This window comes from Candidatus Dependentiae bacterium (assembly GCA_040878395.1).
GTDB lineage: Bacteria > Babelota > Babeliae > Babelales > Vermiphilaceae > JAKBEL01.
In genome coordinates, this window is sequence record JBBDMI010000010.1 from 87,497 (window position 1) to 100,260 (window position 12,764).

Below are 12,764 nucleotides of genomic sequence, written 5' to 3' on the forward strand. Positions count from 1 at the left end.
ACACAATCACTCGACATGCTTCCGCAAAAACAATACTAAAAAAAGCTAAGGATAATTAATGAATAAGATAGTTTTTATGAGTCTATGTGCACTGACAGTGATACAGATCAAAGCGGCTGATGTTTACAAAAGAATAAGAGCCAAACCAAGGTCTCAATCTGCTATAAAAAGATCAACCGAGCCAACTCAAGCACCTGTCTCTACGGGAATTGATCGTTCTCCAAATATACGGAAAATTTTGCAAGACGATCCTGACGTAATCAAACGTGCTGTCATGGAGTATAAAAAAAGTCTTCAAGCGCAAAAACGAAAAAGTCTCTAATTTACCACCTAAAATCTTTTGAATATATATAAAACATGCTTGCCAAGGTGGTTAATGCTGCACCACTGACAATCGCTTTTTTGGTGACACTCCAATAAACTCGTTTGCGGTCATTAAAACCGATCGAAACGGTTGAACTACATTTTTTAATTTTTTCAGTATCTTCAATATGTTTGGCAAAAACATCACGCAGCCGTAACTCTTTATAAGAACGTATTTCGCGTCTTACTGATGACACATCTTGATAATGCATAGCATTGAGCATCTGCTTTATATTTTCAATGTGATAAGCACCGGCACACATAATTATGGTTTTCTTTGGATTTTCTTTTGTTTTTTCGATAAAATCTTGCATCATCAATATATCAAGCATTAAACAAAGTCGCAGGTCGATGTCACTCAAGCCTATACTACTCTCGTCATAGGGAATCGGATTTATTGCGCTGAGCAAAATATCTTTTTCAATAAATGCATATATTTGTGACATTACCTTTTGTAAGCAGACACGATGCTCTTGGGATAAGATATCTTTTGTTTGTTGCCAAATACTGCCAACTAAATGATCAATCAAATCATAATATATATTCATAGGCAAAAAAGAATAATCACCCAATCCGCCACCATGGCGAAACTCAACATTGGTTACCGAAACATTTTTTCTTTTGCAATGATACGTTAACGACAAACTCGTATAGGCCATACGCTTTCTTGAATGCAAAGAATGAAAAGAAAAGAAGTCATTTTCGTTATATACTTTTTCAGGAAGATAGCGTGCGAACATGGAATAATCTGACATATCCTCTACAATAATATGTGCGTCATATGTATGTGCAAAATTGATAAGCGCTGCACGATTCTCTGAGGCAAGATTTTCGACTCCGTGGCAATCACCAATTAATATAACACACTGACCGGTTTGTGGATGCTTTAATTGAAAAAAATCGATAAAACGAGCAAGCGTAAATTGAAAAGAAAAAACTACACAGAATATAATTGCAGTAAAAATAGAACGCATGTGATATCCTTGGTGTTAATGACCATACATATATTTTATATTAAAATGTACTTTTAAATGAGCCTTTTGGCAAAAGCATATGGTCGTATTAAAATTTAACCAAATACAGGTATAACTATTGACCTAAAGTGGACTAGCCGCTACAGTACAACAATAGAGGAGTCTTTTCATGTTAAAAAAAAATCTGTTATATATCATTTTCCTAGGTAATATCAGTTGCACTTTTGCACAAACATCACTCAACAATGTTGGTTTCAAAACCCAGCAACTCTATGATTTACAATCTGTTGCTGAAAAAATAAACCGTTTAAAACCGTTAGGAAATTATCGCGTTGCAATTCCGCCATTTGTAACATTAAGATCTATTGATGTTGAACATTTTCTAGCCGGCATTCCTTCGGGGATAGAAGAAAAACGTGGGCGTAAAAAATATAAACTATCGATGCTTGATTATATAAAAAAATTATGGGCAAATGTTGTACTGGAAACTCGTGCATATAAAGAAATTACCCTAAAAGCTCGAGAAGATCTCATCGCCATACGTGCCGCAATTCAAACAGCATTTCAACATGATATTGCAAGCGGCAAAATAGATAGCGCTATTCAATCTTTTTTAGAGCGCAGTCAACGACAAAAAAATAATTTAATCGTCAGAAGCTCCACAAAGCAACCTCTGTTTGGTGCAAAAAGTGTCTATCCTATTGCAGCACGCAATATTAATGCCGGTATCGCACAAGTTCTCATATCATATTTCAATGAAGATACGATTGCCCAAATGATGTCATACAGATTATTAGACAATACATTACATCTTGAAGTTATTTTACAATCAATGATCATGGAGGACACCAATGCAAATGGCCTTGTAGTGTCCGGAGTCAGTTGTTCATATGACAATACAAGCAATATCCCTCACATTGTTTCTATCGAAAGTGCCTTTGGTCATAGCCAAGGAATAAAAGATGCTTCAGTAGCTCTTGATAGATTTTATGTCCATGACGATATGGTGTATCCGGTTATTGCAAAAAAAATAAATCGTTTAATTCCCGATTTTGACATGATGCATGCACGCATGGTCCCAAATACTCATAACCTTCAAGAAAAACCTACTCTTGATGTACAAGCTGCAAAAGAGATTGCACGTGCAGCACAACTACTTGAAGAACTTTATGACAATTCGGTTTGTGTTCATTTTATAAAACGTGATAACACTATTTATTTAGTGAAAATCCAAATCCCTGAACTGGAGCAAGCTGCATTACCCAGCTCATTTGACCAACTGTATACAAAAAAACTAAAAAATGAACATACTGTTGCCATTACACCTGTTTTGCCATTTCATGAACTGATTGTAGTAAAAAAAAGAAAAAAAATAATTCTGGCTCCTCATGCACGTAAGTTTTTAGAACTTCTTGAAAAACGTGAGGATAAAGATGAAATAGTTCTCGGCATACTAAAAGAACGCCCGGCAACATGGTCAAAAGAGGTAGAACTTTTAGCTCTTACAAAAAAACCGATCATTTGGAGCTCTGACTTTGAAACACTGCGCATGTGGATCGATCAAAATAGTTGGCCACTGGTATTTGATATACAACAAAAAATTGCTTTTCCTTTTAAACGCTGTCGCGGCTTTTGTACTTTATTTCAAGCAATTGAAACCGGCATCAAAACTCATCCTGTTGCCGAACAAGTTTCTACATTACCAACATTTTTTCCTGAAATTAATAATGTCGAGCGAGAAGCTTTAAAGCCTGATGAATTTTTTAGCGGTGTACCATTTGAACATTTATTCGATTTACTCAAATTCGGATCATTAGAAACAGCAACGCAAGCATTAAAAACAGCATTATTTCGTTTAAATAATATTATTGTACATGGCCAAATCACAAAAAAAGAATGTGAATTAAATGAGCAACCATTTGAAGATGCACAATTAATTCAAAAACAGCAGCTGTATCAATATATCGAACGAGTTGCATATCAACTCCTCAAACAACTACAACAATGGGATCGTTCAAACAAAAAACCAGCTGATGATCTTGAAAAAATATTCTTAATTAATATGTTGCATGCATTGATTGATCAACAACCTAATGAACAAATAGTACAAAATAGTTCATTTAATGAGGCGAATAAACAATAAAAACTTTATTCATAATGAAAATTGATATTGCTGTAAAAGTTTTTTGCATGCATTGTTCAATCTCAAATAGCGCCAACTGCCAGGGACATGAACAGGAAAAACTTTGCCTCCCAAAACGGTTGCTTTCACTTTAATATCTTTAATTGTTTTCTTGTTAACCTCTAGTGGATTTTTATCCAGAATGGTAAAATCAGCATATTTTCCGATTTCTATACTGCCAAGAACATTATCTTTATGCAACAAATATGCTGCATCTAATGTTACTGCTTTAAGCGCTTCATACACACTGATACATTGATGTTTTCCCAAAACATTTCCTGAAGCCGAAATACGATTAGTCGCAACCCACATAGAAAATAATGGATCAACCGGTGTCACTGATGCATCTGAATGCACGCTAAATCGCACACCATGACGTAATGCCGATTGCAATGGGTTTAAATTTTGAGCACGTGTTAACCCTAAATTTTTAATATGCGTATCACCCCAATAATATATATGGTTAATAAAAAAATTTGATACCACCCCCAATGCTGCCATACGTTCAAGCTGATTTTCAGTAGCCATTTGTGTATGCTCAAAACTATGACGATGATCAAAACGCGGATATATATCTAGAACATATTTAGATGCTTGCAATGCTTGCTCTATCGCTTGACTACCATTCACATGCACCGCCACACGCAACCCTGCCTCATGAAACATAAGCCATTGCTTTTTAAGCTCTTCAATAGAAATATTTTCCATACCATTACATCCGCAGTGATGATAAAATGGCCATTGTAAATGAGCGGTATGACATTGCAACGAACCATCTGTTAGAAACTTAACTGCATCAACTGAAAGCTTAGCTGTATCTTTTTTGCGCAACTCTTGTATATAATCAAGTCCCTTGTTAAGAACTAAACCATTGATAGGAAACAACACTACACGTTGTGGAAAATCCGATTTTGGCACTTCATGTTGGTATGCTTCCAACCCATGAGTCAAAAACGCAAGACCGCACGCAGCATCTACCATTGTAGTAACACCAACGCGGTGCGCTAATCGTGAAGCCGCTCGCGTAATATTACACATATCTTTAATAGTTATTTCTGGCAAATGTGCAAGAGCTAATCTCATAGCTTGTAATTCAAGCAATTCACCCGTAAATTTACCTTCAAACAAACTCACGCCAGGAATTTCTGTATCCGTATCTATACCAATTTCTTCAAGAACTGCGCTATTCACATAAAGTGCATGCATATTTGCATTTTCAACCATAACCTTATAATGTCGTGAAATCGGATCTAACTCATCAACAACTAATGGTTCATGACCATAAAACTCTGATTGATAACCCCAAGCTATAATCCATCCATTTTTATCTCTTTTCTGTTCAACTGCTTTTGCAATGCGCTCAAGAACCTGTTGTTTTGTTTTACAACCTACAATCAAGTTCCCATTTGGATCATGACGATCATAGTAGCCAACGTAGAGATACTGCCACAAGAAACCTGTCACCTGTGGATGCATATGCGCTTCAATAAAGCCTGGAACTATAATATTTTTCTCAAAACGTTGGTCAACTACGTAATCGGTTAATTCTGATATAATTCGTGAAAACATCCCTACATCAAAAATTTTACCATCTTTTACCGCAACCGCATTCGCTTCAGGTTGCGTAGAATTCATAGTTATAATTTTTTTTGCCGGATAAACAACTATTGAATCTGCAAAAACAGAAAAAAACAGACATAAAGCGCACTTTATATATTTTGCATTAAACAACATTATAGAGCCTCTTATTTTGCTAAAATTTTGAACAATTACCTGCCCTTTATCAATTAACACATTACTTTAATCAAAGCCTAGAATAAGATAAAAAGAGATAAAACTTACAAATTAGAGTAATTTCAATCAATCTGATTAAAATTAACTTTACAATTTGAAATAAATCGTGTTATTATATAATATAATAAGGGGAAATATTCTATAAGAGGAACAAATAATATGAAACGACTAATTATACTATCGTTAGCTTTTTTTAGCTGGATCTTTATTGATGCGAGCGATATTCTACAAAAAGTGATTGAAGATAAAGAAAATTCCATCACTCTTATTAATAAAACTAAGAGCCCAATTTTATATGCACCTACATATACAAACAGTACACATGCAAACCGTCAATTAAGTGCAGACAAAGAAGCACAGATAAAACTGACCAACAAACAATATAAAAAAGTTGCCCCTTTCTCAAAAATTTGGATTGGGTCTGGAGATATTTTTTATGCTCTTGATATAAATGATTATATTAAAAGCGCTCTCCATCTCAAAAAAACTCCCAATGTTCAAATCTTGGTAGCAAATCGAGACAACACTCCATGGATAAATTTTTTCATCACAATGGATGGAGCACCTATGCGCTCTGCATGGGAGTATGTTATAACTAAGCCCGAAAATGATCCTCAAGAATATTCTGAAAAGGTAAAGGCTAAAACAGAAGCCCTTATGCATAGACTTTATCCAAAACTATAGAATCAACAAAACCAATCTATTAATAAAAAGGACCTAAAGAGGCTATCTTTAGATCCAAAAGATTTGTTTAATAACAAAACAATGATTAATACTTAATGTTAAAAACCTTAAGCAGTTATTTTTTCTATATCAACACCATTAATCTCTATGCTTCGCTTCCCTTTCCAATGATTATCATCCGGATATCCAATTAACTTAAATGACTGTTTTTTTTCATGCAACTCTTTTAATCGATAAAACATTTCAGGTCGAAAGAAAAACTTAACATTCCGTGTTTGCCCATCTGCTTGCAATTCACATTTAACATGACCACCGCCAAACCCTAACCATTCCGGTTTTTTGGCAACAGTGACATCTTTAAAAAGTAAAGTAGGTTGAAAATTATGGTTTCCAAATGGTTCAAGATGACGATAATCCTCAATCAATGTCGGATTTAATTCTGCTAATGTAGCAACCGCATCGACAACATGGCGACTTATCTTATGTTCTTTTTGAACACTGCGTTCGAAAATTGCAGCCAAACGTGTTTTGAATTCAGGAAGATTTTCCTTTTTTAAACTTAAACCGGCTGCACATACATGTCCACCAAACCCAAGCAACAGATCCTTGCATTGATTAAGCGCTTCAAACATATTAAATCGATTAATCGATCTACCAGAACCTTTACAAATGACTTGTCCGTCAGGTAACGTAATTTCTTGAAACAAGATGGTGGGTTTATACCATTTTTCAACCACTTTTGATGCTACTAATCCATTTACTCCCGGATGAAAAGCTGGATCTGACACGACAATAACCGGATCATTACGCAAACTTATTTCACGCTTATTCACTTTATCTTTAATCGCCTTAAACATTAAACTTTGAATTTTTTTTCGATTTTGATTGAACTGCTTTAAAGTCACACCTATTGTTCCCACCTCTTCATCTAACAAAAAATTCACCCCTAAATTAGCATCACTTAATCTTCCTAAAGCATTCAGCTGTGGCGTAATATTAAATGCAATATCTATTGAACCTAAGCGAGGTTTTTCTAACCCTGCATTTGCACGTAATTTCGCTAGTGCAGGACTTGGTCCATGCTCACTCACTAGATTTAAGCCATGACGTACCCAAAACCGATTTTCATCTTTTAGCTCAACAACATCTGCAATGGTACCCAACATCATCATTTCATATGCTTTTGGTGGCAGCGGTTGATCAATCTGTTCATATAACAACCTCATCAATTTAAAGGCAACGCCAACGCCTGCAAGAGCTTTATTTGGATACTGACAACCAGGTTGATTTGGATTAACAATAGTAAAAGCCTCAGGAACACCTCCATGAGCAAGATGATGATCAGTAATAATTAAATCAATGCCCAACTCTTTTGCCTTCTTTGCCGGTTCAAATGCAGTGATGCCATTATCTACCGTAATGACCACTTTATATCCCGCTTGGGCAGCTTTTTCAATAGTATCACTTTTTAAACCATAACCATCTTTTACTCGATGTGGAATATGCCAATCTATCTGCGCACCCAATGGCTTCAGACAACTTACTAATAATGCACTGGAAGTCATACCATCAACATCGTAATCTCCACAAATCAATATCTGCTCTTTATTGTTTATTGCAACTTTAATACGATCAATAGCCGTTGTGGCATTTAATAATAATGAAGGATGCGGAATTACTTGCTCATATGGAAGTCGCACATATTTTTCAATAAGCTCTTGAGTATTATAACCACGTGTAAGTAATGTTTGCGCAACCGGTGCGCACACATTCCACTTTTGCATAATGGCGGCAAGTCGAGTTGCGTCAGTTACAGGTAATTCCCATTTATGACGCAAACCTTGAATAAGATTCGATGTTGATTGCGCCTGCATCGGAGCAGCTGATGGCGCTTTTTGTTTTTGTGTAAAGTACTTTAATTTTTCAACATCTGCCTGTAATGACGCAACACTGCCTTGTGAAGAAGCTATGCCCAATCGTTGAGATAAACTCATCGAACGAACTGCAGACGATGATGATAGTGCAGAGCGTACTATTGGCGATTGAACAACGGGAGTAACGCAAACAGCTTTTTTCGTTATCTTCTTTTTTCCCCCATACAAGAAAAAAGGCATTAAACTTATTAATATTATTTTTTTATAACATTTCATTGATCTCTCCTACAGAAAACAGATTTATATTTTCTATATTTACATTTTGTATCTCAACATACGTACAGCTATCTTGCCTTCATCATCTTTATACTGGAAACAAAAATGCAATCTTTTTATCAAATAGATACTAAGTGCAAATAATCTACATATTTGACTGTAATTTTATAAAATAATAACTTTAAATAATTCATCATGAACTTTATAAAAACAGCTGGCGTCACTTATAACGTTTTTTATAAATTGCCCTATATCATTTAACCAAAAATATCCTACCGCCTAAAACCGTTGCTTTCACTTTTACTTTTGGAATAGCATCAACATCTATCGCAAGTGGATCTTTATCAAGAATGGCAAAATCAGCCATTTTACCTACTTCAATGGACCCTTTTTTATCATCTTGAAATAATAAATATGCCGCATCTAACGTTACTGCTTTAAGCGCGTCATATACTGAAATACGTTGCTCAGGCCCCAACACTTTGCCGCTCATTGTTTTACGCGTAACTGCAATCCAAACTGTCTTGAGCGGATCAACCGGTGTTACTGAAGCATCTGAATGAAAGCTGAATTTCACTCCATGGCGTAATGCAGATTTTGCAGGATCAATGCGACGAGAGCGCTCATAACCAAGAATATGATCGGTATATAAGTCACCCCAGTAGTACACATGATTAACAAACAGATTTGTTACAATGCCAAACGTTTTCATTCGCATGAGCTGATTCTCGGTTACCATTTGATTATGCTCTAAACGATGCCTATGATCCAAACGTGGCACGGCAGTTAATGCATATTTTATTGCTTGTATGGCATCCTCTGTTGCTTGATTACCATTTGTATGAATCGCGACTTGATAACCGGCTTTATGTATCATAAGAACATCCGGTTTTAGTTCATTCAAGCTCATATTTGCAATACCATTTTTACCATTCAAGTAATATGGCCACTGTAAGTTTGCAGTAAATCCCTGAACTGAACCATCAATTAAAAATTTAACCGGACCACACGCAAGCATCTCATTATTTTGCGCGTGTAATTGCTCAAGATATGAAATGCCACCTTTTTCTTTGACCGCATCGATTTCAGGAAATACCACTACCCGCACAGGAAAATCAGATTTTGCTGTTTCATTTTGATACGCTTTATATGCTGCAGGAATATAACCAAGAGCAGCATCAGCCATAGTAGTTACCCCTACACGATGCGCTAATTGTGCAGCATTACGTGTAATCCGCTCTAATACATTAAGATTTGAATGAGGCAAATAAGGCAATAAGCGCTTCAATGCTTTAATTTCTTTGAGCACACCGGTTAATTTTCCATTTTTTACCTCCACACCGGTAATATTCATTTCAGGCGTTACGCCCATTTTTTTAAGCACGTTACTATTAACGTAATATAAATGCATACTCGCATTTTCTACCATGACATCAAATTGTGCAGAAATTGGATCTAAATCATCAATAGTTAATGGACTGTTATCAAAAAATTCCGGTTGGTATCCCCATGCAAAAACCCATCCATCTTTCACACCATTTTTTTTCTTTCGCTCTACTGCATCTTTTATTTTATCTAATGCTTCTTGTTTTGTTTTTAATCCTTTAATGGGAGTGCCATCCGGAGCATGTCTATCAAAATGCCCAACGTAAACGGCTTGCCATAACAAACCGGTAACCTGTGGATGCATATGAGCTTCAATAAAACCGGGAAGAATAACATCATCTTTAAACCGATCATCAATTTCATATGAATGCCGCTCAAGCCATGGCCTGAGACTTTCAATTGTGCCGACACCAAGTATCTTGCCATCTTTAACAGCCACCGCTTTTGCTTGTGGCATATCATTATTCATCGTGATAATATTTTGTGCAATAAAAACGGTAATATCCGGCTTTTCATTCGATTGAGCATCTAGCAATTTTATAAAAAACATCACAACCAAAAGCACACATCTAACATACATAATCCATTCCTTTTTTTAATATTGACTTGCTTTATAAATAACGTATCTTCATTGCGTATAGCAATCTTATTTATCACGCATCATCAAAAAGGAGAACCTGATGAAAAAAATAATTCCTTATATATTTTGTTTTATAGCATGCATGTCTCAATTACATGCAGCGGATTTGATTGTAGATGAACTAAAAAATCAAGAAGTTTATTTTGTTAATTTTTTATTTTCTGACCTGCTAGGCAATCTCAAGGAAGTTTTAATCCCGCTTGATCATGTCCAAGATGCACTAGAAAATGGCATTACTTTTGACGGTTCATCCGTTGCAGGATGCTCAAATATCAGCAAAAGCGACATGCTTTTAAAACCTGATATAAATACCATACGTATTGTTCCATGGCTACAAGGAATAAATAAAACTGCAATCATGATTTGTGATTTATATCTAAACCAACATGAACCATTTACAGATAGCCCAAGAATTTTACTCAAAAATGTTACACAAGAAATTGCGCAACACGGTTACGCATGCAACATCGGCCCTGAATTAGAGTTCTTTATACTCGATCAAGATAATAAACCTATTGATAATAATAACTATTTTAACGCTGAAACAAATATAAAACGTACATTGCAAAATGGATCATTAATACACATACTCAAGGCAATGGGTATTAATGTTGAAAAACTACATCATGAAGTTTCATCAGGACAACATGAGTTTTCAATTAAATATGGCGATCCGATTGCAATTGCTGATCAAGTAACACTAGCAAAATACTCACTCAAATCTATCTCTCAAGAATATGGTCACAATGTCACCTTTATGCCTAAACCATTTGCCAATCAAAATGGGAGCGCAATGCATATTCACTTTAGCCTTTGGGATCCGATCGCTCAACAAAATGCATTTTATGATGAACAAGATACATATAAATTTTCAAAAGTTGGTAAACAATTTTTGGCAGGCGTATTGCATCACATACCATCAACAACTGCAATTTTTAATCCGACTATAAACTCTTACAAACGATTAGTTCCCGGCTATGAAGCGCCAATTTATGTCTGTTGGGGAACCAAAAATCGATCTGCCCTTATTCGTCTGCCCGAAAGTAATGAGCCTAGCAGTGTGCGTGCTGAACTACGTTGCCCTGATGTAATGTGCAATCCTTATCTTGCATTTGCAGCATTACTCAAGTCAGGACTTGATGGCATAATCCACCAACGCATTGAACCTGCACCTGCAGAAGAAAACCTATACACCTTAACCAAACAACAGTTAACACAACATGAAATTGCATCATTACCTGCAAGCCTACATGAAGCATTACACAACCTGCAAAACAGCTCTTTTATTCAAAAACTTTTTGGCGAGACATTAATGCAATCATTTATTGCTTTAAAAAACAAAGAACTCTATGCATATAATACGCATATTTCTGACTGGGAAAGAAAAACTTATTTATAAACTAAGAAAGCCCCTTAAATGGGGCTTTCTTTTAACTCAATAACGTAAAAAAGAAACTGTCTGCTTGTGAATCTTTTTTTATTTTACCTTCGGCAAGAAACATTCTGCTATCATGCGGACGGACCATTTTTTTTATTGATTCAATATCATTACCATAACAAAACGGCATTGCAGTTTCTTCATCAAAAGCAACGAACTGCTTACCCTGGTTATAAAAAGGTTCAATATAAAATGAACCATCTAATAATAACAGTTCAAAGCCTTCATCTTGCAGTCGCTCATCTATAGCCTGTATATTAATATTTTTTTTGCTCACATCATAGGCAAAACGAATATATCCCTGTTCATACTCAGTGCCGCTCATAATAAAATCTGCATATTGAACGCCATCTAATGCAGTAAATACATCAACTACATCTTGTGCACATAATGCACACTCTATACCTTCAATCTGAGCTTCAAATTGACGCAATACCGCAACATGATTATCATCACTGCTTTTATCAACTATTTTTGAAGATTTAGAATCAACTTTCTTTGCACAGCCTGAAGACAAAAGAAGCATTAATAAACTAACCAATATCTTATTATTTAACATATAAATTTTAAATCCCTCAATTAAAAGTTAAATCAACAATGTGTCATATATGTTAACTCTCTATAAAAAATGATCATATCAAAAAATAGAAAAAATACGACTGAATAAATGTTTTGATTAGCCTAAAATCATTAAGCCCTTTTTTCTACCTTGACAAGATATGTGTGCAATGATAGGATGCTTTTGCAATTAATTGTAGATAAAATAGAAATAAAATGTCCCTAAATGAACAATACTTAATTTGTATTGTTCACCCCCCTAACCCTTCAGCTTTTTTAAAAGTTGAAGGGCTTTTTTTTGCCCAATTTTTTTTCGTAAAATCGATCTAAAAGATAACTGTATAACGTGAGTTCGAAAATACAAAATACCTGAAATAAAGCAATATTACGATCAGGGATATGCACAATAAAAGTATTCCTTTTTGTCATTCCCGGCTTGAACGGGAATCCAGGTCATTTTTACTTTCAAAAAAAAAGAGTAAACAAAACGTACATTCATCTTTAATTATAAGTATTCATCGCCTGGATCCCCGTTCAAGCCCTATGCATTACCCACATCTTTTGTAATGCTTTAAATAATTATTTTAAACAGGTT

At 35.2% G+C, this 12,764-nt stretch carries 9 protein-coding genes; 4 read left to right on the forward strand and 5 right to left on the reverse strand.

Going from position 1 to position 12,764, the window contains the following annotated elements; all coding sequences use genetic code 11:
• Positions 1 to 58: 58 nt before the first annotated feature.
• A complete protein-coding gene (locus tag WD055_04410) occupies positions 59 to 322 on the forward strand; it encodes a hypothetical protein (protein MEX0849448.1) in 264 nt (87 codons plus the stop codon).
• Between the two features lies 1 nt (position 323).
• Here WD055_04410 and WD055_04415 read toward each other — a convergent pair whose 3' ends face one another.
• On the reverse strand, positions 324 to 1,337 hold the full coding sequence (locus tag WD055_04415) for a hypothetical protein (GenBank protein ID MEX0849449.1): 1,014 nt from the start codon (positions 1,335 to 1,337) through the stop codon (positions 324 to 326).
• Between the two features lie 169 nt (positions 1,338 to 1,506).
• Between WD055_04415 and WD055_04420 the strand changes: the two genes are divergently transcribed.
• The gene (locus WD055_04420; GenBank protein ID MEX0849450.1) at positions 1,507 to 3,480 is read left to right on the forward strand and encodes a PEP/pyruvate-binding domain-containing protein; all 1,974 of its coding nucleotides are present in this window, start codon (positions 1,507 to 1,509) and stop codon (positions 3,478 to 3,480) included.
• Between the two features lie 9 nt (positions 3,481 to 3,489).
• Here the strand turns inward: WD055_04420 and WD055_04425 are convergent, their stop codons facing one another.
• Positions 3,490 to 5,154, reverse strand: coding sequence for an amidohydrolase (locus tag WD055_04425; GenBank protein ID MEX0849451.1), 1,665 nt, complete (start codon positions 5,152 to 5,154; stop codon positions 3,490 to 3,492).
• Positions 5,155 to 5,472: 318 nt separating this feature from the next.
• Here WD055_04425 and WD055_04430 point away from each other — a divergent pair, with 318 nt between their 5' ends.
• A complete protein-coding gene (locus tag WD055_04430; protein ID MEX0849452.1) occupies positions 5,473 to 5,997 on the forward strand; it encodes a hypothetical protein in 525 nt (174 codons plus the stop codon).
• 107 nt (positions 5,998 to 6,104) lie between these two features.
• Here WD055_04430 and recJ read toward each other — a convergent pair whose 3' ends face one another.
• On the reverse strand, positions 6,105 to 8,147 hold the full coding sequence (gene recJ, locus WD055_04435) for a single-stranded-DNA-specific exonuclease RecJ (protein ID MEX0849453.1): 2,043 nt from the start codon (positions 8,145 to 8,147) through the stop codon (positions 6,105 to 6,107).
• A 253-nt stretch (positions 8,148 to 8,400) separates the two neighbouring features.
• A complete protein-coding gene (locus tag WD055_04440; protein MEX0849454.1) occupies positions 8,401 to 10,113 on the reverse strand; it encodes an amidohydrolase in 1,713 nt (570 codons plus the stop codon).
• Between the two features lie 100 nt (positions 10,114 to 10,213).
• On the opposite strand from WD055_04440, the gene WD055_04445 reads away from it, so the two are divergent.
• Positions 10,214 to 11,572, forward strand: a complete 1,359-nt coding sequence (locus tag WD055_04445; protein MEX0849455.1) for a glutamine synthetase family protein — start codon at positions 10,214 to 10,216, stop codon at positions 11,570 to 11,572.
• Between the two features lie 31 nt (positions 11,573 to 11,603).
• On the opposite strand, the gene WD055_04450 is transcribed toward WD055_04445, so the two are convergent.
• Positions 11,604 to 12,170: a hypothetical protein gene (locus WD055_04450; protein ID MEX0849456.1), complete on the reverse strand. Its 567-nt coding sequence runs from the start codon at positions 12,168 to 12,170 to the stop codon at positions 11,604 to 11,606.
• Positions 12,171 to 12,764 lie beyond the last annotated feature (594 nt).